This is a genomic window from Streptomyces sp. NPDC005866 (assembly GCF_040629895.1).
Taxonomy (GTDB): Bacteria; Actinomycetota; Actinomycetes; order Streptomycetales; family Streptomycetaceae; genus Streptomyces.
In genome coordinates this window covers 36249-61005 of the sequence record NZ_JBEXWP010000010.1, presented here as the reverse complement: position 1 = coordinate 61005, position 24757 = coordinate 36249, and the positions used below count along the sequence as shown (strand labels likewise).

22 protein-coding genes are annotated in these 24757 nt (G+C 70.9%); 11 read left to right on the top strand and 11 right to left on the bottom strand.

All coding sequences use genetic code 11. The annotated features are described in order from the left end of the window. Window positions 1-31 precede the first annotated feature (31 nt). Window positions 32-823 carry an aspartate/glutamate racemase family protein gene (locus ABZ396_RS16770; protein WP_358918183.1) on the top strand — a complete coding sequence of 264 codons (792 nt, stop codon included), beginning with the start codon at window positions 32-34 and terminating at the stop codon, window positions 821-823. Window positions 824-912: 89 nt separating this feature from the next. After that, on the top strand, window positions 913-1470 hold the full coding sequence (locus ABZ396_RS16765; RefSeq protein WP_358918181.1) for a hypothetical protein: 558 nt from the start codon (window positions 913-915) through the stop codon (window positions 1468-1470). Window positions 1471-1529: 59 nt separating this feature from the next. Here ABZ396_RS16765 and ABZ396_RS16760 read toward each other — a convergent pair whose 3' ends face one another. Beyond that, window positions 1530-2558, bottom strand: coding sequence for an O-antigen ligase family protein (locus ABZ396_RS16760; RefSeq protein ID WP_358918179.1), 1029 nt, complete (start codon window positions 2556-2558; stop codon window positions 1530-1532). Between the two features lie 184 nt (window positions 2559-2742). On the opposite strand from ABZ396_RS16760, the gene lnt reads away from it, so the two are divergent. The 3 genes from lnt (at window position 2743) to ABZ396_RS16745 (ending at window position 5770) form a co-directional block, all read left to right on the top strand. Further along, entirely contained in the window at window positions 2743-4356 is a 1614-nt protein-coding gene (lnt, locus tag ABZ396_RS16755; RefSeq protein WP_358918177.1) for an apolipoprotein N-acyltransferase, read from the top strand. 67 nt (window positions 4357-4423) lie between these two features. Then, entirely contained in the window at window positions 4424-4903 is a 480-nt protein-coding gene (locus ABZ396_RS16750) for an NUDIX domain-containing protein (RefSeq protein ID WP_358918175.1), read from the top strand. 54 nt (window positions 4904-4957) lie between these two features. Continuing rightward, the gene (locus ABZ396_RS16745; RefSeq protein WP_358918174.1) at window positions 4958-5770 is read left to right on the top strand and encodes a 3-hydroxybutyrate dehydrogenase; all 813 of its coding nucleotides are present in this window, start codon (window positions 4958-4960) and stop codon (window positions 5768-5770) included. Between the two features lie 320 nt (window positions 5771-6090). Here ABZ396_RS16745 and ABZ396_RS16740 read toward each other — a convergent pair whose 3' ends face one another. Continuing rightward, window positions 6091-6525 (bottom strand): TIGR03668 family PPOX class F420-dependent oxidoreductase, encoded by a 435-nt coding sequence (locus ABZ396_RS16740; RefSeq protein ID WP_358918172.1) that lies wholly within the window; start codon window positions 6523-6525, stop codon window positions 6091-6093. 33 nt (window positions 6526-6558) lie between these two features. Further along, on the bottom strand, window positions 6559-7386 hold the full coding sequence (locus tag ABZ396_RS16735; RefSeq protein WP_358918171.1) for an LLM class F420-dependent oxidoreductase: 828 nt from the start codon (window positions 7384-7386) through the stop codon (window positions 6559-6561). Window positions 7387-7896: 510 nt separating this feature from the next. On the opposite strand from ABZ396_RS16735, the gene ABZ396_RS16730 reads away from it, so the two are divergent. Together ABZ396_RS16730 and ABZ396_RS16725 are read left to right on the top strand one after the other, a co-directional pair. After that, window positions 7897-8388 carry a DUF2975 domain-containing protein gene (locus tag ABZ396_RS16730; RefSeq protein WP_358918169.1) on the top strand — a complete coding sequence of 164 codons (492 nt, stop codon included), beginning with the start codon at window positions 7897-7899 and terminating at the stop codon, window positions 8386-8388. Next, the gene (locus ABZ396_RS16725) at window positions 8388-8609 is read left to right on the top strand and encodes a helix-turn-helix transcriptional regulator (RefSeq protein ID WP_358918167.1); all 222 of its coding nucleotides are present in this window, start codon (window positions 8388-8390) and stop codon (window positions 8607-8609) included. Before ABZ396_RS16730 ends, ABZ396_RS16725 begins: the two co-directional genes overlap by 1 nt. Window positions 8610-9234: 625 nt before the next feature. Here the strand turns inward: ABZ396_RS16725 and ABZ396_RS16720 are convergent. The 3 genes from ABZ396_RS16720 to ABZ396_RS16710 form a co-directional block, all read right to left on the bottom strand. Continuing rightward, window positions 9235-9855, bottom strand: coding sequence for a histidine phosphatase family protein (locus ABZ396_RS16720; protein ID WP_358918165.1), 621 nt, complete (start codon window positions 9853-9855; stop codon window positions 9235-9237). A gap of 325 nt (window positions 9856-10180) precedes the next feature. Then, entirely contained in the window at window positions 10181-11293 is a 1113-nt protein-coding gene (locus tag ABZ396_RS16715; RefSeq protein WP_358918163.1) for a histidine kinase, read from the bottom strand. Beyond that, the gene (locus ABZ396_RS16710; protein ID WP_358918161.1) at window positions 11290-11958 is read right to left on the bottom strand and encodes a response regulator transcription factor; all 669 of its coding nucleotides are present in this window, start codon (window positions 11956-11958) and stop codon (window positions 11290-11292) included. Before ABZ396_RS16710 ends, ABZ396_RS16715 begins: the two co-directional genes overlap by 4 nt. 258 nt (window positions 11959-12216) lie before the next feature. On the opposite strand from ABZ396_RS16710, the gene ABZ396_RS16705 reads away from it, so the two are divergent. Then, entirely contained in the window at window positions 12217-13269 is a 1053-nt protein-coding gene (locus ABZ396_RS16705) for a serine hydrolase domain-containing protein (protein WP_358918159.1), read from the top strand. 77 nt (window positions 13270-13346) lie between these two features. Here the strand turns inward: ABZ396_RS16705 and mgrA are convergent, their stop codons facing one another. The 3 genes from mgrA to ABZ396_RS16690 all read right to left on the bottom strand — a co-directional run bounded on the left by mgrA (window position 13347) and on the right by ABZ396_RS16690 (window position 15706). Continuing rightward, the gene (mgrA, locus tag ABZ396_RS16700) at window positions 13347-14390 is read right to left on the bottom strand and encodes an L-glyceraldehyde 3-phosphate reductase (RefSeq protein WP_358918157.1); all 1044 of its coding nucleotides are present in this window, start codon (window positions 14388-14390) and stop codon (window positions 13347-13349) included. Window positions 14391-14528: 138 nt separating this feature from the next. Next, complete coding sequence (locus ABZ396_RS16695) at window positions 14529-14888, bottom strand: nuclear transport factor 2 family protein (RefSeq protein WP_358918156.1); 360 nt, start codon at window positions 14886-14888, stop codon at window positions 14529-14531. Between the two features lie 23 nt (window positions 14889-14911). After that, window positions 14912-15706, bottom strand: a complete 795-nt coding sequence (locus ABZ396_RS16690) for an SDR family oxidoreductase (RefSeq protein ID WP_358918154.1) — start codon at window positions 15704-15706, stop codon at window positions 14912-14914. Window positions 15707-15818: 112 nt separating this feature from the next. On the opposite strand from ABZ396_RS16690, the gene ABZ396_RS16685 reads away from it, so the two are divergent. Further along, the gene (locus ABZ396_RS16685) at window positions 15819-16328 is read left to right on the top strand and encodes a helix-turn-helix domain-containing protein (RefSeq protein ID WP_358918153.1); all 510 of its coding nucleotides are present in this window, start codon (window positions 15819-15821) and stop codon (window positions 16326-16328) included. Between the two features lie 164 nt (window positions 16329-16492). On the opposite strand, the gene ABZ396_RS16680 is transcribed toward ABZ396_RS16685, so the two are convergent. Then, window positions 16493-20269 carry a family 78 glycoside hydrolase catalytic domain gene (locus ABZ396_RS16680; RefSeq protein WP_358918151.1) on the bottom strand — a complete coding sequence of 1259 codons (3777 nt, stop codon included), beginning with the start codon at window positions 20267-20269 and terminating at the stop codon, window positions 16493-16495. 404 nt (window positions 20270-20673) lie between these two features. Between ABZ396_RS16680 and ABZ396_RS16675 the strand changes: the two genes are divergently transcribed. Next, a complete protein-coding gene (locus tag ABZ396_RS16675) occupies window positions 20674-20877 on the top strand; it encodes a hypothetical protein (RefSeq protein WP_358918149.1) in 204 nt (67 codons plus the stop codon). A gap of 35 nt (window positions 20878-20912) precedes the next feature. On the opposite strand, the gene ABZ396_RS16670 is transcribed toward ABZ396_RS16675, so the two are convergent. Beyond that, window positions 20913-22736: a helix-turn-helix domain-containing protein gene (locus ABZ396_RS16670; protein ID WP_358918147.1), complete on the bottom strand. Its 1824-nt coding sequence runs from the start codon at window positions 22734-22736 to the stop codon at window positions 20913-20915. Between the two features lie 333 nt (window positions 22737-23069). On the opposite strand from ABZ396_RS16670, the gene ABZ396_RS16665 reads away from it, so the two are divergent. Continuing rightward, complete coding sequence (locus ABZ396_RS16665) at window positions 23070-24713, top strand: methane monooxygenase (RefSeq protein WP_358918145.1); 1644 nt, start codon at window positions 23070-23072, stop codon at window positions 24711-24713. The last annotated feature ends 44 nt before the right edge of the window (window positions 24714-24757 follow it).

The window sequence follows — 24757 nt, the reverse complement described above, 5'->3', positions numbered from 1 at the left end:
ACCCCAACGGCCCATCGTCTATCGTGGCCGAGTGAAGATCGCGCTCATCGACTCCGGCATCGGCCTGCTGGCGGCCACCGCAGCGGTACGGCGGCTGCGCCCCGACGCGGATCTCGTCCTCTCCTTCGACCCCCAGGGCATGCCCTGGGGGCCACGCACCCCCGAGGGCGTCACCGAGCGCGCTCTGGCCGTCGCCGAGGCCGCGGCCGCCCGCCGCCCCGACGCGCTGATCGTCGGCTGCAACACGGCGACCGTGCACTCCCTGCCCGCACTGCGCGCCCGCCTGGAACCCGGCATCCCCGTCATCGGCACGGTCCCGGCGATCAAGCCGGCCGCGGCCGGCGGCGGCCCCGTCGCGATCTGGGCGACGCCCGCGACCACCGGCAGCGCGTACCAGCGGGGCCTCATCGAGGACTTCGCCGACGGTGTGCCGGTCACCGAGGTGCCCTGCTGGGGTCTCGCCGAGGCCGTGGAGTACGCCGACCAGGCGGCCGTCGACGCCGCCGTCAGCGCGGCGGCCGAGCTCACGCCGGACGATGTAAGGACCGTCGTCCTGGGCTGCACCCATTACGAACTCCTGGCGGAACGTATCCGCGCCGCCGTGCAGCGCCCCGGCGCCGCGCCCGTCGTCCTGCACGGCTCCGCCGGAGCGGTGGCCGCCCAGGCGCTGCGCCGGATCGGTGCGCGACCCGCCCCCGACGCACCCGGCACCGGTACGGTGACGGTGCTGCTCAACGGCCACGAGGCCGAACTCCCGGAGGCCGCGCTCAGCTACGCCGAGGCCCGTCTGCTGCGGACGGCCAGCCCCGCCGCGTCCCAGTGAACCCTCGCGGGCCGCGGATACCGCCGATGTGAGCAGTCACCCTCCGCGACGCGGTACCCGCGCAGCGAAACCTGAGTAATCTCGTAGATATGAGGGACCACCCCCACGACCGCTCCCTGGACAAGGACGCCCCCCACGCGGATGTCTGGACGGGGCGCGCCACCAACCGGGTCCAGTGGCTGCTGGCGCTGGTCGGCGCGGCCTGTATGGCGCTCGGCATCGAACTGGCCGTGGACTCCGCCTGGACCTCGGGGATCGCCCCTCTGGTGATGGCGGTCGTGGGCTGCATCGCCGCCGGGCTGCTGGTCCTCTTCGGCACTCTCGCTTTTGTGCATGTCGATCTGAAGCTCGACAAGGAGTGCCTCGAAGTGCGATGCGGCCATATAGGGGTACCGCGCCGTCGTATTCCGCTCTCCCATGTGGTCGGCGCCGACTTCACCCCGCAGATCACCCCACGTCACTGGGGCGGCTGGGGCTACCGCTGGCGGCCCGAGAAGGGCACGGCCGTCGTGGTCCGCCGCGGCGAGGGCATCGTCCTGAGCCTGTGGGACGGCCACACCTTCACGATCACCGTGGACGACGCCGAGTCGGCGGTGCGTGCCATCAGGGAACGCCTGCGGACGACCACACCCCGCACCGCGCACTGAGGTAGCCCTCGAGGCTGTATGGCTAGGCCACATGTGTCCGCGGCACATGGACGTCCGCTTCAGCTCTGTGGAACACCCGCCACCCACGGCCGGGCCGTCGCCAGACCCGCCAGCAGGCCCGCGCCCGCCGACACCGTCGTGAAACTCAGAGCGTTGCCGATCGCGGCGATCGAGGCCAGTGCCGTGAGCGCCGCGCCCGCGGTCAGTGTGACCGGTGTGGGGCGGGGCGAGCGCCACAGGGCGTAGAGGATCCAGCAGAACGCGGCGGCCAGCAGAAGGACACCGACCAGGCCCTGTTCGGCAGCCTGCTGGAGCGGCGCGGAGTGCGGCTTGCCGTCGGGCAGCAGGGCCTCGGACGCGGTGCCGCCCAGCCCACCGAACCGCCCGGGGCCGACACCCAGGGCACTGTTCTGGCGCGCGAGATGCACGGCGTCCCGCCACAGCTGGACGCGGTGCTCGGTGAGGGGCCCCGCCAGGGCGGTGGTGAGGCCGGCGGGCAGGACGTTCGCGGCGACCGCCCAGACCGTGCCGGTCACCAGCGCGGCCGCCAGCCCCAGCCCCGCGATGCCGGCCCCCCGACGGCGCAGCCGGCCGGCGGCCAGGGAGCACAACAGCACGGCGGCACTGGCCGCGCATCCGGTCGCCGAGCCCATGGCCGCCGCGGTCACCGCGAACCCGGCGGCCAGCGTCCGCAGCCCGAACCGCAGTGCCGGAACCGGTGTCGCCCAAGCGGCGCAGCACACGCCGCCCGCCGCGAGGACCAACAGCGCCGCCACGGCCCCGGCGTGCCCGAGCGGTGTCGTGAACTGAGGGCCGGCGGCCGCCTGGGGCATCGACACCGCCAGTCCCAGCCCGGCCAGCGCCCCGACACACGGCGCGGCCACCGGCGACAGCGACCCCGACATCCGGCCCGCGGCATAACCCGCTGCCACGGCGAGCACCGCCAGCAGCACGCCCTCGGGCCGTCCGTCACGCCCGGCCGCCAAGAGCAGCGGCCACACGGCGCAGGCCCCGAGCACCACGACGCCCACCGCGTCAGAAACGTTTCGTCTTTCGTTGCCCGCCTCCGTGCCGGCAGCGGACGTCATCCCGGTCGACCCCACCGTCGCCCCCCGTACCCGGTCCCCCGACCTGTGGCAGGCCCCGCCGCCCGCCTCGGCACACCGTAACCGGTGATGCCCGCTTTGTGGATGACTTGAGCAGGAACGGTGTGATTCCTGCATGCCGAGACCGTGCTGTCGGCCGCAAGCCCGGCCGCCGTACACTCCCCGGGTGACCGTCACCGCAACTTCCGCCGACCAGTCGGACCAGCTCACGCCGCGCCCCGCGCCCCGCGCACGCGGTCTGCGGCTGCTCCGTCGCCTGGTCCCGGCGGCCGCCTCCGCGCTCAGCGGAGTGCTGCTGTACATCAGCTTTCCGCCGCGCACCCTGTGGTGGCTGGCCCTGCCCGCCTTCGCCGGGTTCGGGTGGGTGCTGCGCGGCCGCACCTGGAAGTCGGCCCTCGGCCTCGGCTATGTCTTCGGACTCGGCTTCCTGCTGCCCCTGCTGGTGTGGACCGGCGTCGAGGTCGGCCCCGGGCCGTGGCTCGCGCTGGTGGCCATCGAGGCGATCTTCGTCGCCCTGGTCGGTGTGGGCGTCGCCGCCGTGTCCAGGCTGCCGGCCTGGCCGGTGTGGGCGGCCGCCGTGTGGATCGCCGGTGAGGCGGCGCGCGCGCGTGTGCCCTTCAGCGGCTTCCCCTGGGGCAAGATCGCCTTCGGCCAGGCGGACGGCGTCTTCCTGCCGCTCGCCGCTGTCGGCGGCACCCCGGTGCTCGGCTTTGCGGTCGTCCTGTGCGGATTCGGTCTGTACGAGGTGGTGCGCCTGGCCGTCGAGGGACGCCGCACGCGTGAGGTCCGGCGCGGCGCCGCGGCCGCGGCTCTGCTGAGCGTGGCCGTCCCCGTGGCCGGCGCGGTGGCCGCGCGATCCCTGGTGAGCGACAAGGCGGAGGACGGCTCGGTCACCGTCGCGGTCATCCAGGGCAATGTGCCGCGCGCCGGCCTTGATTTCGCGTCCCAGCGGCAGGCCGTGCTCGACCACCACGTGAAGGAGACGCTCAAGCTGGCCGCCGACGTCAAGGCGGGCAAGGCCGCCAAGCCGGACTTCGTGCTGTGGCCGGAGAACTCCTCCGACGTCGACCCGTTCGCCGACGCCGACGCGGCCGCCGTGATCGACCAGGCCGCCACGGCGATGGGCGTGCCCATCTCGGTCGGCGGGGTCGTCGAACGGGACGGCAAGCTCCTCAACGAGCAGATCCTGTGGGACCCGGTCAAGGGCCCGACGGCGACCTACGACAAGCGGCAGATCCAGCCCTTCGGCGAGTACCTTCCGCTTCGCGGCCTGGTCGGCGCGATCAACAAGGACTGGACCAGCATGGTCCGGCAGGACTTCAGCCGGGGCTCCAAGCCCGGTGTGTTCGACATCGACGGCACCAGGGTCGGCCTCGCCACCTGCTACGAGGCCGCCTTCGACTGGGACGTGCGGGACACCGTCACACACGGCGCCGAGATGATCTCCGTGCCGAGCAACAACGCCACGTTCGACCGCAGTGAGATGACGTACCAGCAGCTCGCCATGTCCCGCGTCCGGGCGGTCGAGCACAGCCGGACCGTCACCGTGCCGGTGACCAGCGGCGTCAGCGCGATCATCATGCCGGACGGGAAGATCACCCAGAGGACCGGCATGTTCGTGCCCGCCTACCTGGTCCAGAAGGTGCCGCTGCGCACCTCCGAGACGCCCGCGACCACGCTGGGCGTCCTGCCCGAGATCGCGTTGGTGCTGGTCGCGGCGGGTGGGGTCGGCTGGGCCATCGGGTCGGGCCTGCGCTCCCGGCGCGCCGGTGACGCGTAGCCGTACACCCGCCGTACGCCCCGTGGCTTCGGCCGGTGCGGGAGGAACGGACGGCTAGGGTCGGCGCATGGCTACTCCTGACTTCATCCGCACGGTCCGGGCCTCGGCGGGCCAACAGTTGCTGTGGCTGCCCGGGATCACTGCCATCGTCTTCGACGACGACGGCAGGGTGCTGCTGGGCCGTCGTAGCGACACCCGCAAGTGGTCGGTCATCGGTGGCATTCCGGAGCCCGGGGAGCAGCCCGCGGCCTGCGCGGTGCGGGAGGTCTTCGAGGAGACGGCGGTGCGCTGTGTCGCCGAGCGGGTGGTCCTGGTCCAGGCGGTGAACCCCGTCACCTACCCGAACGGCGACATCTGCCAGTTCATGGACATCACCTTCCGCTGCCGGGCCGTCGGCGGCGAGGCCCGCGTCAACGACGACGAGTCGCTGGAGGTGGCCTGGTTCGACGTGGACGCCCTGCCGGAGCTGAACGCGTTCGGTGTGCTCCGGATCAAGCAGGCCATGTCGGATGCACCCACATGGTTCGACGCCACGGCTTTCAGCTGAAGTATGGGCGCTGACCCTATGTGGTGCCGGGGGAGAGCCGCCTAGGGTCGGATCATGAGCTCGCCCAGTGCCCTCCCCGGCCCCCACACTCCCGCCCTCGACCTGCGCGGCCGCACCGCCCTCGTCACCGGTGCCGCCAGTGGCATCGGCCGCGCCTGCGCACTGCGCCTCTCGGCCGCCGGAGCCGAGGTGAGAGCCGTGGACCGGGACGCGGCGGGACTGGCCGAACTGACCGAGGCGGCCAAGCGGGTCGCGGGCCCTGCGGGCGGTCCCGTCGAGCCGTACGTCCTGGACCTCACTGACCTGGACGCGGCCGAACGCGCCGCCGCCGGCACCGACGTCCTCGTCAACAACGCCGGCATCCAACTGGTGCGGCCCATCGAGGAGTTCCCGCCGGACGTCTTCCACACCGTGCTGACGGTCATGCTGGAGGCCCCGTTCCGGCTCATCCGGGGCGCGCTGCCGCACATGTACGGGCAGGGCTGGGGGCGGATCGTGAATGTGTCCTCCGTGCATGGACTGCGCGCCTCAGCCTTCAAGTCCGCTTATGTGGCCGCCAAACACGGTCTGGAGGGACTGTCCAAGACGGCCGCCCTGGAGGGCGCACCCCATGGTGTGACCTCCAACTGTGTGAACCCCGGCTATGTGCGCACCCCACTGGTCGAGAAGCAGCTCGCCGACCAGGCCCGGGCGCACGGCATCCCCGAGGAACAGGTGCTGTCCGAGGTGCTGCTGACGGACTCAGCCGTGAAACGGCTTCTCGAACCGGAGGAGGTCGCCGAGGCCGTGGCCTATCTCTGCGGTCCTCAGGCCTCTTTCGTCACAGGCACCTCGCTGGTGCTCGACGGCGGCTGGACGGCCCACTGACGGGCCGGGCAGCCGCCGGTCCGAGAGTTTTCCACAGGCCCGACGGGCCGGAGCGGCGATGCGGAATCCTGGACGAGGCGCGGGTCGTCCCCGGTGACCACACCGAGCTGTCGGGCATTGAAACGGGGGAGCTGCTGCTGGCGGACCGCGAAACTCTCCCGGCGACGACATCCACCCACTCCGTAACGCCTCGCCCGCCTTCCACCGGACACCGGGCCGCTGCCCTCGGTGACTCCTGGCCGAGCGCATGACGGCGACCACGAGCCGTGATGGTGCCGGTACTGGTGATGCCGAGGGCGGCGTGTCCGCTGTCGGTACGGTCATCCCCCCGACGCGGCACGCCAGCCGTGCCACCGGCGGACGGCGATCACGAGCGCCGGACCGGTCGGCGGTCGCTGCCGGTACGGCGCGTACTTCTCCCGCAACAGGGCGACGGCCGCCGGGTACTCGCCCTGGGTGCCGGGCGGCAGCACGCGGGCCTCACCGTCCGCGCGGACCCACCAGAGCCGCTCCCAGTCCTCGTCGTACGCGTCGACGAGCAGGCAGACAGCCGGGTGGGCCGCGACGTTGTCCAGCCGTTTCAGCCGCTGTGACCTCTTCGGCTTCCAGTCGACGGCGGTGACGATCTCCTCGCCGTGGGCCGCGAAGACGACCGGAACCAGATGCGGGCGCAGGCCCGCGTCCACCGACGCCAGCCGCGCCACCCGCGCGGTCGTGAACCGGCGGCGCGCCTCGTCCTCGGTCATGTCCGGCACAGTCAGCTCCGATTCAGCGGCAGCCGCGAGACGTCACCGGTGGCCCGACGTGGCCTCGGCCAGTTCGTCCAGGGTACGCAGCGTCTGGTCCTCCGGCAGGGTCGGCAGATACAACAGAACACGTTCGACGCCGAGTTCGGCGTAGGTGTCGAGCGCCTCCTGGTCGTGCCGGCCCGCGTACACCACGACGGACGGGCGGTCACCGGCCGTCCGCCGCATACGCGCGATGCGTTCACCCAGCTTCTCGAGCGGCACATCGCTCGGCATCCACGCCGCACCGTACGCGGCGACGCGTTCGAAGGCGCGCTCGCTGTCGCCGCCGACCCAGATGGGCGGATACGGCTTCTGGACCGGCTTGGGCCAGGCATAGACGGGGTCGAAGTCGACGAAGTCGCCGTGGAACTCGGCCTCCTCCTTGGTCCACAGCTCGATCATGGCGCGGATGCGTTCGTCCATGAGCCGTCCGCGGACGGCCGGATCCGTCCCGTGGTTGCGCATCTCCTCGCGGTTCCAGCCCGCGCCCACCCCGAACACGGCCCGGCCGCCGGAGATCAGATCGAGGGAGGCGACCTCCTTCGCGGTGTGGATGGGATCGCGCTGGACCACCAGAGCGATGCCAGTGCCCAGGAGCAGGTCACGGGTCACCGAGGCGGCAGCGGCGAGCGCCACGAACGGGTCGAGCGTCCGGTAGTAGATCCGCGGCAGCTCACCGCCTGCCGGGTACGGGGACTCCCGTTTGACCGGAATGTGCGAGTGCTCTGCCAGCAGCAGGGAGTCGAACCCGCGCTCCTCCAGGGCGGGTCCCAACGCCTTGGGGCCAATGCCCTCGTCGGTGACAAATGTCGATACTCCGAACTTCATCCGCGACTACCTCGTCTCGTGGGTACACCTGCTGTCAGTGTGACGCGGTCGGTCGCTCCTCGTCGGGCGTGGCTTCCCACGGCGTGGCGTCCGGACCCCGTGCCCGCTGTCACTGCCCGACGGCACCGACGGATGGGAATTCACCGGTGCCTCGTACTCCGTCGAGCTCAGGTGATGCCCGCCCTGAGCAACAGAACCGTCCGCCGCGCCAAGGGGAAGCTTCAAAGGTGCAGGCCGTCACCGACTGGGTGCCGTTGGACTGGAGCTTGGGGTGCGTGACCTGTCCGGCGGCTGCGCAGGGCGGCCGCGTGATTCCCACGGCCGCCCTGTTCCTCACGAGGTCAGGGCTTCGGCGTAGTCAGGTGGCGTCCGATTTGTGCTCAAGGAGGCCGACTTCCACAAGGTCAAGACGCCACGGTGCCAAGCCGCTGCCCCGTCATCCACCCCAGCCCTTGCTGAACCTATCGAGAGTCGATAGATTCCAATCGTAACTCGATGGAAGGATGGGTCGTGGGAAAGCTGACAGTGCGTGCGCTGCGCGCCGTGCTCGCGGTGGTGCTCACCGGCACCGTGTTCGTACAGGCAGGGATGGTTTGGGCGTTGGTCAGCGGGAGCGACCCGGAGGACGGGTCACTCCCGCTGAATCCGCTGCGCGTGATCACGATCCTGGGCATGGTGTCGGCCCAGGTAGCCCTGGTCTGCGTATGGCGGCTGGTGACGATGGTGCGACGCGGAACCGTGTTCTCCCACGTCGCCTTTCGGTACGTGGACTTCGTGATCGGCGCGATCGTGGCGGCTGCTCTGTTGTGGTTCGCGGTCACGGTGCTCAATGCGCCGGGCCAGCGGGACGACCCGGGCGTAACCGTCATCATGGGCGGGGTTGGCGTGGCCATCCTCGGGGTCGCGCTCATCGTGCTCGTGCTGCGGATGCTGCTCGCCCAGGCCGTCGCGCGCGACGTCGAAGCGGCGCGGATGCGGGCCGAGTTGGACGAGGTGATCTGATGCCGATCGTCGTCGACATCGATGTGATGCTGGCCAGGCGGAAGATGTCCGTGGGCGAGCTCGCGGACCGGGTGGGGATCACGCCCGCCAACCTGGCGGTACTCAAGAACGGCCGCGCCAAGGCGGTACGCTTCGCGACGCTCGCCGCGCTCTGCGAGGTGCTCAAGTGCCAGCCGGGCGACCTGCTGCGCTGGGAGGCCGAGGACGCCGTCAGCGGATGACGTGCCCCAGGGCGGCCCTGAAGACGCCTGGCACCACCGGCCCCTGACCGAGGCCCTGGCAAACACCCACGTCGAGCGCCAACGGATGCCTCGCCTACTACCGGATGTGAGTCGGGAGCTTCTCCGTCCCGACGACACGGAAGGGATTCTTCCCGTCATAGATCCGGGCGACCGGCGGACATGGGCATCGGGGTCGGCCACCGGCGCGCGGTCAGGCCGTTCACGCGGTGTCCGTGGCGAGCGATACGATGCCTACCGATCTGTGCATGACAGATCACGGGTCGCGGCAGGCCTGCTCGCCACGCTGGCCCTGCCAGGTCAGGCTCTTGCCGACGTCCAAGCGCCGAGTTCTCCGCCCGTGACCAGCGCCGACACCGCGGCGGTGGATTCCGCGGGAACCCCGACAGCCGGTGACAACCCCACTGCGCCTGACGGACAGGGGCCGGTGACACTCACCAAGCGGGAGCCTGCCGAGCCGAGCCGTCGGCGGGGGAGTTGACAGCCCCGCTGGCATGCCTCGGTGTGGTGCGTTCCCGTGGGTCCAGAACGGCCGGCCGGGACACATGGGAACGCACTGCTACGCGGCCGCCCGGCGAACATCGCCCCCTGGCCTCGAATGCCCTGGTCAGGCCCTACTCGTCGCGAGCGTCGCACGTTGAGAGAGAAGTCGACGCCGGGGCTCCTGGGGCGAGACGCCGCCGAACTGGACGTCCCAGCAGCCGTTTCGCCGGGTGAGGGAGACCGCGCACAGGGGTGGCACGGCGAGGTGCCAGAAAGCTCTTGCCGGTATGGCCAGCGCATCAATGAGCACGGCCCGGACGACGGCTGCTTCAGTGATGGCCACCGCGTGGCCGGTGGGCGGCGCCACGCTGCTCAGCCAGTCCGCCGACCGGCGGCAGAGCTGTCGTACGGACTCTCCGTCGTGTGGCGTGGCATCCGGATCCGTGAGCCAGGCGGTGAACCCGGCGGGGTCGGTTGCGGCGACTTCGCTGACAGTGCGACCGCACCACCTGCCCACGTTGAGATCGCGCAGCATGGGCTCGGGCGATGCCGCGAGACCGATGGCGTCAGCAGTCTCCGAGCAACGGATCGAAGGCGCCCGGAAGGCCGGCTGGCAGGGAGAGAGCACTGCTCTCGCGGCGCTGGCCATATGCATGCCGTCCTCGCTCAGATGGGCGTCGCCGAGGAGCGGGTCCAGAGTGGGGTCGCCGCCGGGCGCGCACAGAAGCGTCAGGTGAATCGACATGGGTCTACCTCTTTCCTGGCCGGGCGTGGCTTCAGAGGGTGTGGACCGCTGCCGGCCCGCCGTGCTTCACGTGCTCCACAGTCGGTGCAGGCCCCCCAGCGGCGCCATCCGCCAGGTGTCCGAAACCACCCCGCCGACCGGCCGACCTACCCGCCACCGGTTGCGCTTCGCCCGGCCGGCTGCCGTAGCGGACCACGGGCCGCTGACAGCCGGAGTGCCGGCGACAGCGTCGGCAGGAGCACCGGGAGGGCGGGAAGCGTGCGGGGACGAGGCAGGGACGGCCCGCGGCCCGCGAACGCGTGGGTGGTCGTCTCGGCGGCGGCGTTCACCGGTTGCGATCATGGGGCAATTGGAGCCGGAGCTCGTAGCCACCCTCAGCCGTGGGGCCGGATGTGACGGTGCCGCCGAGCAGCTCCGCGCGCTGGGCCAGTCCCGCCAGGCCGTGGTGGGCGCTCGGCAGGGCGAGCGGGCTTCGGGTGGGGGCGGTGTTGGTGACCGAGGCGCGCAGCGCGCCGTCCCTGACCCCGATGCGGACGGTCACGCTGGCGCCGGGGGCGTGTTTGCGGACGTTGGTCAGTGCTTCCTGCACGGTTCGGTAGACGGCGCGCTGAACCGTGGGCGGAGGTTCCTCGGGCAGATCGATCTCCAGCTTCGCTTCGATGCCGCCGGCCTCCAGCAGATGCTCCAGGTCGGCGAGCGAAGGCTGCGGGGTGAGCTCCGTGGGCCTGCTGCCCGATGCCCGCAGGACGCCGACCATGTGCCGCAGTTCGTCCAGGGTCTGCACACTCAGCCGGCGGATGGTGGCCGCGGCGTGTCGCGTCTCGGCGTCCCGGCCGCCCACCTGGAGCGCTCCGGCCTGTACGGCGATGAGACTGACCTGGTGGGAGACCACGTCGTGCATCTCCCGGGCCAGCTGGGCGCGCTCCTTCGCCAGCACGCTCTGCTCGGTCAGCAGCCGTTCCTGCTTGCGGGCCTCGGAGATGTCGACGAGCCGCAGCGACAGCTCGCGTCGGGCCTGGACGAGCTGGCCCAGGAAGACGGGAGCGGCAGCGGTGGCCAGGGTGTAGCTGAGGTGGAACAGGCTGTTCGTCTGGGACAGCTCGGTGGCGTCGAGGGACGACCACGGCCAGGGCAGGAAGTCGATGACGGCGTAGAGCAGCGCGCAGCCGGCCAGCAGGAGACGGTGCCGGTTGAGGGAGGACAGCGTGTACAGCGCGGTCATGGGGGCGACCACCGCGTCGGTGACCAGGCCGGTGGGGAGCGTGAGGACGAAGGTCGTCAGGGGCAGCCGGTGACGCAGCGCCAGGGCAAGGGCGCCGAGCACCGCACAGGCAGTAGTCGGCCGGTCCCTGAGGTCGACGTGCGCCCATGCGTCCGCCAGCGCGATCCCGACCAGAGCGATGTCCACGAGCGCGGCCCGCGACTGCCGGCGGCTCACCGGGCGCCCTCGTCCTGCGCGGGAGCGAGCAGGCCCGCGCGCTCGGCGATCAGGGCCGCCTGGACGCGGCTGCTCACCCGCAGTTTGCCGAGCACGCTGGTCACGTGGCCCTTGATGGTGCCGGTACTCAGGTGCAGCCGCTCGCCGATCTCGTTGTTGGCCAGTCCCTCCGCCATGAGGACGAGCACGGCACGCTCGCGCTCGGTGAGCCGGGCCGTGAGACGGACGGCGGTGGGCTCACGAACGGTGTTGTCGAGGTAGCCGCCCACCACCAGGCGAGTGACCTTGGACGACAGTACGGTCCCCTCTTCGGCGAGGGTGCGCACCAGGTAGGGAAGCTGTTCGGGATCGGTGTCCTTGAGCAGGAATCCGGCGGCGCCCGAACGCAGAGCGGTCGCCACGTACTCGTCGGTGTCGAACGTGGTGAGCATGGCGACCACCGGGGGCTCCGGCATGCGGCGGAGGTCGGCCAGGATCGTGAGCCCGTCCACGTCCGGCATCCGGATGTCGAGCAGGACGACGTCGGGGCGCAGTTCCCGCACCGTGTGCACGGCCTCGCCACCGGGTACCGCCGCGACCACCTCGATGTCGCCCGCCGTCTCGAGGATGTGCGTGAAACCCGTGCGGATCAAAGCCTCGTCATCGACCACCAGTACCCGGATCATGTGCGCTCCGCTCCTCACGTGCCCCGGTCGATGCGTACCCCCGGGGGAGCCTGCCCTCCGGCGGCCGGCGCACAGAACCCGCCGGTTGGCGGCGCGACCTCAGCCGGTCGGCGGGCGGCGCCCGCTCACCGCCCCGGCGGCAGGCGCTCAACCTCGGCGAACAGCGCACCCGCCCGCCGTGGCGCAGCCGGGACCTCCCGACTCGTCTCACTACGCTGAGCGACGGAGACCGCACGGACCAGGACAGATCGGGAGACCATGGCCCTCGAGCTCGACATCGACCGCATCCGCCAGTGCGTCGGCGAAGGTGTCCGCGACAAGGTCTACCCCGGCGCCGTCTGGGCCGTCGGTGACCGCTCCGGAAACATGGCCCTCGGCACCCCGGGGGTCCCGGATCCCGACCAGCGCGACGAACCGATGCGGCACGACACCGTCTTCGACGTCGAGGGCCTCACGGAGGTCCTCGCGGTGTGGTCGACCATCGGATCCCTCGTCGAAGGCGGCAAGCTGCGCCTCGACGAGCAACTGGGTGACTTCTGGTCCGAGGTGCGCGGCCATCCGCTGGGCCGGGTGAGCACCCGCCACCTGCTCACCCATACGGCCGGCATCCCGCTCCGAACCGACCTGATGGACCTGTACGGCACCGACCCCCAGGACATTCGCGACGGCGTCCTCCACGAAGGCGTGCGCCGCCTGCCCGGAGAGGCCGTGGAGTACACCGCCCGGGCCGCCCTCGTCCTCGGCTACCTCGCCGAAGAACTCTCCGGGCAGAGCCTCGACGCCCTCGCGGCCACCGAAGTGTGGCAGCCCCTGGGCATGACCCGCACTCGCTACGGCCCCTTGCCGGGCGAAGCAGCCGCCCGCTGCGCGCCGACCGAGGTCGACGACACCACGGGGTCCCGCCTGAGGGGTACCGCCTATGCCTCGTCAGCGCGCCTGCTCGGCGGGGTCTGCGGCAACTCCGGAGTGTTCTCCGTCCTCCCCGACCTCGCGGTCTTCCTCCGACACCTGCTCCAGCCGGGACAGGACGCCGGCCGACCGGGCCTCGGCATCGCCTGGATCAAGGAGTCGCTGCGGCTCCAGACAGGCGAACTCGCCCCTGGCGGCGGCCTGTTCTGGCGCCCGGCCCCGGGAACGGTCTCCGGGACCGACGACATCTGGGAGCACTGCGGCTCCGGCGCGGCAGGCGCATGGGTGTCCCCCAGACAGGGCCGATGGGCGGTCCTGCTGACCAACGCGCGTTACTACACCAGGGATTACGGATCCCTCATCCACGTCCGCGACACGTTCCGCTCGCTGGCCTTCGCCTGACCGAGGGCCGGCGGGGCCCAGCACCGCCACGGGGAGAGCGTTCGGCACGGCCGCCACCGGCCGACACAGGTATGGCCTCAGTTCATCTTTCCGGTCCGGGCGTCCTGCCACAGGTCGACGCCGCCGTCGACGGCGTACGTGTCGATCTCGGCCAGCTCCTCCGCGGTGAACTCCAGGTTCTCCAGCGCGGCGACGTTCTGCTCCAGCTGTTCGGTACGGGACGCGCCGATGACCAGCGAGGTGACCCGCTTGTCACGCAGTGCCCAGGCGAGTGCCATCTGTGCGAGGGTCTGGCCACGGCGCTGGGCGATGGCGTTGAGTGCGCGGAGCCGGTTCACCATGTCGTCCGACAGCCAGTCCGCGTCGAACGACGTGCCGGCCGCGGCCCGCGAGTCCGCCGGGATGCCGTCGAGGTAGCGCCCGGTGAGCAGGCCCTGCGCGAGCGCCGTGAACCCGATGACGCCGAAGCCCTCTTCCTGCGCCACGTCGAGCAGCCCGTCCGTCTCGATCCAGCGGTTGACCATGCTGTACGACGGCTGGTGAATGAGCAGGGGCGTCCCCAGTTCCCGCAGGATCGCGGCGGCCTGCCGGGTGCGCTCGGCGTCGTAGGAGGAAATCCCGACGTACAGGGCCTTGCCCTGGCGGACGGCGGTGTCCAGCGCGCTCATCGTCTCTTCCAGGGGCGTGCTCGTGTCGAGGCGGTGGGAGTAGAAGATGTCGACGTAGTCGAGGCCCATGCGCTGCAGGGACTGGTCGAGGGAGGCCAGCAGATACTTGCGGGAGCCACCGCCCTGGCCGTAGGGGCCCGGCCACATGTCCCAGCCGGCCTTCGTGGAGACGACCAGCTCGTCCCGGTACGGTGCGAGGTCCTGCTTCAGCAGCCGCCCGAAGTTGAGTTCCGCTGAGCCGTAGGGCGGCCCGTAGTTGTTGGCCAGGTCGTGGTGGGTGATTCCGAGGTCGAAGGCGCGCAACGCGATGTCACGCTGGCTCTCGAACGACCGGTCGTCACCGAAGTTGTGCCAGTAGCCCAGCGACAGCACGGGCAGGTCGAGGCCCGAACGCCCGGTGCGCCGGTAGCGCATGGTGCCGTTGTACCGCTCGGGGTCCGCGACGTGGTTCATGGGGGTCTCCGCAGGTGACAGTGGGTTTGATGCCGTTCGGGGGGGCGAACGTGCCTACTGTGCCCCGGCTCGATTCCCGAGTCCAACAGCTCACGCACATCGGATTTATCGTTGTCACTTCTCAAAGAGAGCCGCGTGTCAGGGTTCGATGACGAGGTTCTCGATGAGGCCGTCGCCGAGGGTGAAGCGGTAGTGCAGGTCCACCACTCCGCCCGGGAAGTTGCCTTCGAGGTGCTGGGTGGCGACGTAGTGGTCGGTGTCGACCTTCTGCGCGCCGGTGAGTTCCGTCGTGTACGTGTACTCGCCGGCGGCACGCGTCAGCCAGGTCTCGATCGCAGGGGCTCCCCGGTGGGTCTTGCCGTCGTCGGTCACGCTGGCGCCTGGATGGAAGGCGCTGCGGGCGGTGGCAGTGTCGCGGACGCGGTGGGCGTCGAGGTAGCGGGTGATCACTTCGGGGAGGGCGTCGGGGTCGATGTCCTGGGGCCGGTCGGTGTGCATGGTGGCTTCCTTAGGGGGAGGGGTCACACGGTGGGGATGGTGCCGCCGTCGATGACGTGCTCGGCGCCGACGATGGCGGAGGCGCGGTCGGAGGCGAGGAAGGCGACGAGTTCGGCGACTTCCCCGGGGCGGTTGGGGCGGCCCAGGGGGATACCTCCGAGGGAGTTCATGAGCTGTTTCAGGGCCGCCTCCTGGCTGGTGCCCGCGTTCTCGGCGATACGGGCGACAAGGTGGTCGGCGGCGGTGGTCCGGACGAAACCGGGGGCGACCGTGTTGACGCGGACGCCGTGCGGGGCGACTTCGTTGGCCAGCCCCTTGCTGTAGGTGGTCAGGGCGGCCTTGGCGGCCGCGTAGGCGAGGGTGCCGTTCCACAGCGGCATGCGGCGCTGGATCGAGGACACGTGGATGATGACGCCACGCCCGGAGTCGATCATGCCGGGCAGCAGGCCGCGATCCAGGCGCACGGCGGCCAGGAGGTTGACGTTCAGCTCTCTGGCCCAGTCGTCCTCGTCGAGCGCCGCGTATCCGCCCGAGGGCGCGTCCGAGCCGCCCAGGTTGTTGATCAGGATGTCGATGCCGCCGAGGCGGCGAAGGGCTTCCTCGACGACGGTGGCGGCCCCCTCGGGGGTGGCCAGGTCCGCGGCGATCATGTCCGGGGCCGCGACGTCGTCCGGTCGGCTGCGCGCGGTCACCAGCACGGTCGCGCCGGCCTGGGCCAGGCGCCGGGCGACGGCTGCGCCGACTCCTTTGGTGCCGCCGGTGACCAGGGCGCGTCGGCCCTGCAGGGATTCGCTGACTGCTGCGGTGGTGGTGGTCATGGTGAGTCCCGTTCTCGGGCGCGGGCAGGCAGGAGCACCTCGCCCCTCGTTACTGCTAAAATAGAAGCTAGTAACTTCGACTTTAGCAGTAACTCTGTGGGGATGGTCGACCTTGACAAGCCGCATCAGGGCAGAGGACCTCGAATGCCCGCTGTCCACGACCGCGCAGCACGTCGGCGAATGGTGGACGCTCCTGCTCCTCCACGACGCCTTCGACGGGTACACCCGTTTCGACCAGTTCCAGGAGAACCTCGGCATCTCCACCAGCATGCTCACCGCACGCCTGAAGAGGCTCGTCGCCGACGGGCTGCTGGAACGCCGCCCGTACCAGACCAACCCGGTCCGCCACGAGTACGTCCTGACCGACCTTGGCCGCTCCCTGCGCCCGGTGATCATCACGCTCGCCGCATGGGGCAACTCCCGCCTCGCCCCCGAGCAGCGCAGCATGGTCCTGGTCGACGCCGACAGCGGTGAAGAAGTGGAACCCGTGGTCGTCGACGCCAGGACCGGCCGCCGTCTCGACGACAGCCACACCTACGTGTTCACGGCCGGCCCCGCCGCCGGCCACGCCATGAGGGCCCGCTACAAGCCCGGCACACCGGATGGCGCAGCAACTGCCTGACGACCGTCGCCGACAGGCGGCGTGCCGTGCCCTTGATCGGTCGGGCCGTGCGGCCCGACCGCGACGAGACTGACAGCCTGCCCGACCTCTGCGACGGCCGCGGCGACCGTGGCGGCTGTACGGGGACGGCGCCTGCGCACCGTCCCCGCGTACGTTCCGGTTGGTCAGACGGCCGCCGTGAAGGTGTAGTGCCCGGCCGGCAGATGGTAGGTGGCCGGGCCTGTCGGGACGGCCTGTGCCGGGGCGACGACCGACTCCGGCCGTGAGGTGGGCACGGTGACGGCGGCGAAGGTGTTGACGGGCACGGTGACGTGGAGCCTCAACCGGCCGCCGGAGATGGCCCAGTTGCTCGCCGCGCTGCCGTACGGGGTGTCGTACGTGCTGACGGCGGAGGTCAGGCCGCCGCCCGGCCGCGGCGCGATACGCAGGGAGGCGTAACCAGGGCTCGCGGGGCCGAGGCCGCCGACCTGGCGGTAGAGGAAGTCGCCGACCGAGCCGAGGCCGTAGTGGTTGAACGAGTTCATGCCAGGGTCGTTGAACGAGCCGTCGGTGCGGATGCCGTCCCAGCGCTCCCAGATCGTGGTGGCCCCGTGGTCGATCATGTAGCCCCAGCCGGGGAAGCCGCGTTGGAGCAGAATCCGGTACGCCGTCTCGACATGACCGTGGTCCGCCAGCACGGGCAGGAGGTTCTCCACGCCGAGGAAGCCGACGCTGAGGTGTCCGTCCGTAGCCGCGACCTTGGCGGCCAGCTTGTCCGCTGCCGCCCGGACCAGGGACGCGGGCAGCAACTCGAAGGCCAGGGCCAGCACATAGCCGGTCTGGGTGTTGCCGCGGACCGTGCCGTCGTCCGAGACGAAACGGGCACGGAAGGCGCCGGTGATCTGGTCGGCGAGCTGCCCGTAGACGGTGGACTCGGTGCTCCGGCCGGTGGCGGCGGCCATGCGCGACACCAGGCGGGCCGACCACGCGAAGTAGGCCGTGCAGATGAGGTCCTGGGCCGTGTTGTCGTTGACGTTGAGCCAGTCGCCGAAGGTCTGCTGATCGCGTATCAGGTCGCTGCCGGACGTGGCGCGCAGATAGTCGACCCACTGGGCCATAGCCGTGAAATGCCTGTCCACGACGCTGAGATCGCCGAAGCGCTGCCACAACGTGTAGGGAACGACCACTCCCGCGTCTCCCCAGCCGGCCGTGCCGGAGCCGCCGATCACCGCGGGCGCGACATCCGTGAAGGCGCCGTTCGCCTGCTGGGCGTCCGCCAGGTCGTCGACGAACTTGGTGAGGAGGGTGTGCGTGTCCAGGTTGAAGGTGGAGGTCGCGCAGAAGGCGGCGATGTCGCCCGTCCAGCCCAGACGCTCGTCCCGTTGGGGGCAGTCGGTCGGGATCGAGAGCATGTTGCTGCGCTCGCCCCACACGATGTTGTGCTGGAGCTTGTTGAGCAGCGCGTCGGATGCGCTGAACGTGCCCGGCTGCCGGGCGTCCGTCCACACGGCGCGACCGGTGACGGTGCCGTCGTCGGGCCGCGAACCGGACGGCAGTCCGCTGAGTTCGACGTAACGGTAGCCGTGGACGGTGAACCGGGGCTCGTACGTCTCCACACTCCCGGTGCCGGCGAGGACGAAGGAGTCGGTGGCCTGGGCGGCGCGCAGGTTGGTGGTGTAGAGCGTGCCGTCGGGGTTGAGAACCTCGCCGTGCCGGACGGTGACCGTGGTGCCGGCGTCGCCCCGGACCGCGATGCGGTTCCAGCCGGCGAAATTCTGCCCCATGTCGAAGATCCACACCCCCGGCCGCGGCTCGGTCACCGACACCGGACGGAGTTCCCCCTGCACGGTGACACCGTTGTCGACCTGCGCCACCAGCCGAGGGACGGCCCCGTCGTGGACGGCGACGGTGGTCCAGCCGCTGTCGTCGAAGCCCGGCGTGTCCCAGCCCTCGGCGTGCAGGCGCGCGTCGTAGGCCTCGCCCTGGTACAGATCGTCCGCGGTGATCGCCCCGGTGGCCGTCTTCCAACTGCGGTCCGTCGTCACCAGCTGGGTGGATCCGTCAGTGTAGGTGATGAGCAGTTGTGCGCCGTAGAACGGCTGCGTGCCGTAGTGCCGGCTGCCGGCGAAGCCCAGGTTGCCGGAGTACCAGCCGTTGCCGAGCCAGGCGCCGAGCACGTTGGCCCCCCGCCGGATGTGCGCGGTGACGTCGAACACCTTGTACTGAAGGCGCTTCGCGTAGTCGGTCCACCCGGGGGCCAGCACGTCCTCGCCGACCTTCGAGCCGTTGAGCCGAGTCTCGTGAAGACCCAGCGCGGTGGTCAGCAGCCGTGCCGAGGCGACTCGCCCCCGCACGCTGAAGCTCTTGCGCAGCATCGGCGCCGGTGTCACGACCTGCACGTTCGATCCCCACGGGCCGCTGCCGTACGACGCGAGCGCGCGTGCGGCGGGCCAGGCGCTGTCGTCGTATCCGGGGCTCTGCCAGTCCGTGGGCGGATCCTGGTGCGCCCTCCACGCACCGTCGGTGACCACCGTCGGGCCGCCCGTCACCGTGAGTTTGGCGATGAGCCCGGCCGGGGAGAGGCTCGTGTTCTGGCTCGCGACCGCGAGGGTGTTGGCGCCACTCTTGAGATGCGCGGTGACATCGACCGTCGCCGCGCTCTTCCACGAGTCGGTCACGCGTCGTGAGGTGCTCACCGGGGTTCCGTTGACCCAGACGTCCGCGGTGTCGTCCCCGGTGACGATCAGGCCGGCGGCGGCGGGTGCGTCCGCCAGCGTGAAGGTGCGCCGGAAACAGCGGGTCGCGACGGGCGCCCCGGACGCCGGATCGCCTTCCGGGTACCAGATCCAGGTGGCCCCCGAGAGATCCGGGCCCGGCGGCCGCCCGATGAACGCGGCGGACCACTCCTTGGCGGGCGCGAGCAGCCCGGTCTCGAACCACTCCGGCTTGCTCCAGGCGGCCGCCCGGCCCTGCGTGTCCCAGACGCGCACCCGCCAGAAGTAGCGGGTCAGGCTCTTCAGGGGCCCGCCGGCGTAGGCGATGTCGATCTGCCGGTCGGACGCGACACGCCCGCTGTCCCACAGATCACCAGAGCCGCCGGCCGTGGACGAGACCTGGATCCGGTAGCCGCCCTGGCGCTGCTGAGGCTCCTTTGAGTCGAGGATCCAGCCGAAGCGCGGGTGTGCCGCGTCCACGCCCAGGGGTAGGGCGCGATGCTCCACGGTGCAGGCGGCCACGCTCAACGGGGACGGTGACGAGAGGTCGGGAGCGGCGACCCGGGAGTACCAGGGGGCCGTTCCGTAGGCGCCGAGATCCCGGGCGGCCGACCAGCCGTCGTCGGCGAAACCGGGCTGTACCCATCCGGCGGCCGCGTCCTTGCCCGCCGACCAGCGGCCGTCGGTGACGACATCGGTCGTGCCACCGGTGGTCAGCACGCGGATCCGTCCGATGACACCGGCCCGGCCGCCCTCGTTCCGGCTCGCCAGCGCGATGGTGTTGGTCCCCGCGGTCACGGCGGGCCGCAGGTCCACGTACAGGGCCTCGCGCCAGGACTGGGCGACTCTGGGGGAGCCGGCCAGGGGTTTCCCGTTGAGCCATACGTCGACGGAGTCGTCCCCGGTGACGACGAGCTGCGCGTCGGTCACCTCGCCCTCGGCGACGGTGAAACTCGTGCGGAAGTAGCGGTGTCCGGCGGGGGCGTCGGAGCCCGGATCTCCTTCCGGGTACCAGATCCAGTGGGCCGGGGACAGCCCGACGGGCCCGGCCGGGGGTGTCGCGGCGGCCGCCTGCGCGTGGCCGGCGAACGTGCCGACGGTTCCCGCGGCGAGAGCTCCCGCCGCCAGCGCCGACGCCGTGCCGAGGAAACCGCGTCTGCTGACCGGGGATTCCTCGTGGGGCGTGCGCGAGCCGGAGTCGGGCGAACCGGGTGAGCCGGGGGCGGGGGGCGTGGTCTGACTGGCCAACGGAGTACTCCTTGACGCGCGACGGGCGAAGCAGGACGGCTCGGTGAGCGGCGGACGCGGACGGGGGCACCCGTCCGGTCGCCGTCTGTGGCGGGTCGGACGATCGTCGGTGTTCGTGGCCGGTGACGGGCAGAGCGCCGTGGCGGCCACGTGATTGAATCGTTTCAAACTGCTAATGCGGTGGTAACATATGAAAGTTGACGAGTGGCGTCAATAGAGTGGCGCATCGTTTCATCGACACTCGCGCACCGCTGGGTGAGGCGACCGGGCACGCCCGAGACGCCGGTCAAGGGGGAGTTCGCGCCATCGTTCGTGCGCCCATGTCGCGTGTCTCACAGTGAGACTCCGGCCGGGGCCGCTGTCCGGCACCATCGCAGCCACGCCCGGAGACAACGGAGGTCACGATGGCGACACGGTCATGGGGGCACCGGGAGCGGCTGCTGGCGCTGTGCGGGCTCGGGGCTCTGATCGCGTTGTGCGGCGCCGTCGCCACGGCGGCCGGCGCGGCGGCCGGCCCCGGTGTCGCCCTCACGGGCGCGGTGCTGGGCTGCTGGGAGGGGATCGGCCTGTGGGTCAAAAGCGCGTACCGCAGGGGATGCCATGAGTAGCGATCGGCGCGGACCGCTCCCCGACCGGCCGGATGTCACCCGCTGTCCGGGCCCAGCCGGATCCCGTACGCCGTGATCTTGCGGTAGATCGTCGCCCGGGAGATCCCGAGGGACTTCGCGGCCTTCGCCTTGTCGCCGCCGTGATCGAGGAGCGCCTGGACGATGAGGTCCCGTTCCGTGGACTCCCAGGCGGACAGGGGGTGCTGGGCCTGGCCGAGCAGGGACGGTGGAAGGTCGGCCGCCTCGATCTGCGGACCCGAACGGTGGGCCTCGGCATAGCGGAGCGAGCCGTCGAGCTGGCGGACGTTTCCCGGCCACGGCGCCCGGGACAGGGCCCACAACGCGCCGTCGGAGCACTGCATGTCTGTGCCGTGACGGGCCAGCAGGCAGGTCACGAGCGCCGGAATGTCGGCCGTGCGATGCCGGAGCGGCGGCACCATGACCTCGGCCTTGAACCGGCCCCACACGGCGGTGGGCCGCCCGGTGCCCGAGCTGTCGTCGGCGGCGATCAGCGTCGGCCGGTCATGCACGAGCAGTGCGGCCACCCATCCCGACCGCCCCGCCGTGCTCCGCAGCACTCCGTCGAGCTGCCTCAGCAGCTGCGCGGGCAGCAGTTCCAGATGCCGCAACACGACCGTGCCCCGGTCCTCCGCGAGATCCTGGAACACGGCCTGCAGCCACTTCGCGGCGCCGGTCCGCGCTTCGGCCCCGTCGTGCACGGCGAACGGCTGCGCGGGCGCAACGTGCCGGTGCACGGCCCTGACCAGCGCGAACTTACCCGTTCCCGCCTCACCCTCCACCAGTGTCCAGCGGCCGTGCTCGCAGTTCCGGATCAGCTGGCGCACAACCCCGCGGTACGCGGGACTCGAACCGGCGATGCCCTGCAGTCGCGGCACCGGGGCCGGCGCCGTCCGCGGCACGGGCTCCTCCCGCTCGGCGACCAGTCTCAGCTCGACCAGGAACGCCGCCGGACCCGCGCCGTCGGCATCGCCCTCCACCTGACGACCGCGGACCTGGACCGTCCGTCCGTCGCTCAGCAGCAGCCGCTGCTCGGGCAGCCCCGCCGGGTCGGCGGCCAGCTCCCGCAGCCTGCGATGGTCGTCCGGGCCGAGCATCTCCGTAGCGGCCGCGTCCGCGAGCAGCAGCCCGTCGGTCAGCGTGACCAGCGCCCGCCGCGAGTTCTGCCGTGACGTCAGAAAGGCGCGCAGGGCCGCTCGTTCGCGCGCCGAGCCGATGTCGAGCAACCGTTCCTCGATGTCCGCGGCAGCCTCCCGCACCAGCGCCATCATCAGGGGAGAGGCCGTGTGCCGCCAGGACGTGAGATCGATCAGCCCGATCAGCCGGCCACTGGCGGGGTTGCGGATCGGCGCGGCCGCGCAGGACACCCGCTGGAGCCGCTCGGAGAAGTGCTCCGAGCCGAAGACCTGGGCCGTACGGCCGTCCTCCGCCGCGGTGCCGATGCCGTTCGTGCCGACGTACTCCTCGGCGTAGCTGAAGCCCGGGGCGAGGCAGATGTCGTCAAGGTGCCGGTGCAGGGTCCGGTCGCCGGTCCTGCGCTCGCGCACCCGCCCCTTCGAGTCGGTCAGGATCAGGCACATCGGGGTGCCCTGGAGGGCGTCCGACAGCCGGTCGAGGACCGGACCGGCCGCTGTGGCGAGCCGGGAGTGCGGGTCGAAGTCGGCGTTGTAGGGGGCCTGGATGCGGTCGGCGTCCACCCCCCAGAAGCGCGAGCGCTGCCACGAGTCCAGAATCGGCGCGCGTACGTCGGAGGCCGAGATCGTCCCGCCCTCCAGGAACCGCACCCGGGCATGGACGGGGTTGAGGTGCGCAAGGGGGCGGTCCCGAGTGGGTGCGGACACGCCAGGGGACTGCTTCGTCCCCCTCGGGGGTTCCACGGATTCCACAGGTTCCATCGGCTCAGTGCCTTCTGCCGTGCGACGCCTTCTGCTGCCGTGCCTGTTCTGTCGTCGTGCGCGAGAAGCAAGCATTCACGTTTACTCGAACGTTACGTCCGGCTGACGGGCAGTGGCCAGCCCTGTGTCGGGACGCCTGTCTCAACATGAGACGACCGGCCGGCCCGGGCGCCCCCACGATGGGCGACACCCCGGTGACAGACGGCAGTGCGCCGCCGCACTCACCGGGCCGACCAGGCGTTTTCCCTCGCCGCCGAGTCTGCCGGAGGAGTATCACCCGTGAGCCGACAGAGCCTGAGCAAGGCGCACAAGAAGATCACCGAGTTGTCGTGGGAGCCGACGTTCGCCACCCCGGCCACGCGCTTCGCGACCGACTACCGCTTCGACAAGGCCCCCAAGAAGGACCCGCTCAAGCAGGTCCTGCGCTCCTACTTCCCGATGGAGGAGGAGAAGGACAACCGGGTCTACGGCGCGATGGACGGCGCGATCCGCGGCAACATGTTCCGCCAGGTCCAGCAGCGCTGGATGGAGTGGCAGAAGCTGTTCCTGTCGATCATCCCGTTCCCCGAGATCAGCGCCGCCCGCGCGATGCCGATGGCGATCGGCGCGGTCCCGAACCCGCAGCTGCACAACGGGCTCGCGGTCCAGATGATCGACGAGGTGAGGCACTCGACGATCCAGATGAACCTCAAGCGCCTCTACATGAACCACTACATCGACCCCGCCGGGTTCGACATCTCCGAGAAGGCGTTCGCCAACTGCTACGCCGGCACCATCGGCCGCCAGTTCGGCGAGGGGTTCATCACCGGTGACGCGATCACCGCCGCCAACGTCTACCTGACGCTGGTCGCCGAGACCGCCTTCACCAACACCCTGTTCGTGGCGATGCCCGCGGAGGCCGCCGCCAACGGCGACCACCTGCTGCCCACCGTCTTCCACTCGGTGCAGTCGGACGAGTCCCGGCACATCTCCAACGGCTACTCGATCCTGCTGATGGCCCTGGCCGACGAGGACAACCGCCAGCTCCTGGAGCGCGACCTGCGCTACGCCTGGTGGAACAACCACTGCGTGGTGGACGCGGCCATCGGCACGTTCATCGAGTACGGCTCCAAGGACCGCCGCAAGGACCGCGAGTCGTACGCGGAGATGTGGCGCCGCTGGATCTACGACGACTACTACCGGTCGTACCTGATCCCGCTGGAGAAGTACGGCCTGAAGATCCCGCACGACCTCGTCGAGGAGGCGTGGAAGCGGATCTGGGACCAGGGCTACGTCCACAAGGTCGCCCAGTTCTTCGCCACCGGCTGGCCCGTCAACTTCTGGCGGATCGACGGGATGACGGACGAGGACTTCGAGTGGTTCGAGTCCAAGTACCCCGGCTGGTACGCGGAGTACGGCGCCTGGTGGGAGGCGTACAACAGGCTGCGGCACCCGGGCGCGAACAAGCCGATCGCCTTCGAGGACGTCGGCTACCAGTACCCGCACCGCTGCTGGACCTGCATGGTGCCCTGCCTGATCCGGCAGGACATGGTGGTCGACAAGGTCGACGGGCAGTGGCGCACCTACTGCTCCGAGACGTGCGCGTGGACCGACACCACCGCGTTCCGGCCCGAGTACGAGGGCCGCGCCACGCCGTCGATGGGCCGCCTGACCGGCAAGCGCGAGTGGGAGACCGTCTACCACGGCCAGGACCTCGCCGACATCGTCCAGGACCTCGGCTACGTCCGCGACGACGGAAAGACGCTCGTCCCGCAGCCGCACCTCGACCTGGACGACCCGAAGAAGCTGTGGACCCTGGACGACGTCCGGGGCAACACCTTCATCAGCCCCAACGTGTCGCTCAACGAGATGTCCGACGAGGAGCGCGAGGCGCACGTCGCGGACTACCGCGGCCGCAGCAACATCACTCCGTCGATGCTCTGACGCATCCCAGGCAGGGGCGGCGACGTACCGTCGCGGGGTCGCCG

What these genes read in the sequence shown, in the direction of transcription:
- ABZ396_RS16765 (WP_358918181.1), top strand. Translation starts at nt 913, where the DNA reads ATGAGGGACCACCCCCACGACCGCTCCCTGGACAAGGACGCCCCCCAC.
- ABZ396_RS16760 (WP_358918179.1), bottom strand. Translation starts at nt 2,558, where the DNA reads ATGACGTCCGCTGCCGGCACGGAGGCGGGCAACGAAAGACGAAACGTT.
- ABZ396_RS16750 (WP_358918175.1), top strand. Translation starts at nt 4,424, where the DNA reads ATGGCTACTCCTGACTTCATCCGCACGGTCCGGGCCTCGGCGGGCCAA.
- ABZ396_RS16745 (WP_358918174.1), top strand. Translation starts at nt 4,958, where the DNA reads ATGAGCTCGCCCAGTGCCCTCCCCGGCCCCCACACTCCCGCCCTCGAC.
- ABZ396_RS16735 (WP_358918171.1), bottom strand. Translation starts at nt 7,386, where the DNA reads ATGAAGTTCGGAGTATCGACATTTGTCACCGACGAGGGCATTGGCCCC.
- ABZ396_RS16725 (WP_358918167.1), top strand. Translation starts at nt 8,388, where the DNA reads ATGCCGATCGTCGTCGACATCGATGTGATGCTGGCCAGGCGGAAGATG.
- ABZ396_RS16720 (WP_358918165.1), bottom strand. Translation starts at nt 9,855, where the DNA reads ATGTCGATTCACCTGACGCTTCTGTGCGCGCCCGGCGGCGACCCCACT.
- ABZ396_RS16710 (WP_358918161.1), bottom strand. Translation starts at nt 11,958, where the DNA reads ATGATCCGGGTACTGGTGGTCGATGACGAGGCTTTGATCCGCACGGGT.
- ABZ396_RS16705 (WP_358918159.1), top strand. Translation starts at nt 12,217, where the DNA reads ATGGCCCTCGAGCTCGACATCGACCGCATCCGCCAGTGCGTCGGCGAA.
- mgrA (WP_358918157.1), bottom strand. Translation starts at nt 14,390, where the DNA reads ATGAACCACGTCGCGGACCCCGAGCGGTACAACGGCACCATGCGCTAC.
- ABZ396_RS16695 (WP_358918156.1), bottom strand. Translation starts at nt 14,888, where the DNA reads ATGCACACCGACCGGCCCCAGGACATCGACCCCGACGCCCTCCCCGAA.
- ABZ396_RS16690 (WP_358918154.1), bottom strand. Translation starts at nt 15,706, where the DNA reads ATGACCACCACCACCGCAGCAGTCAGCGAATCCCTGCAGGGCCGACGC.
- ABZ396_RS16675 (WP_358918149.1), top strand. Translation starts at nt 20,674, where the DNA reads ATGGCGACACGGTCATGGGGGCACCGGGAGCGGCTGCTGGCGCTGTGC.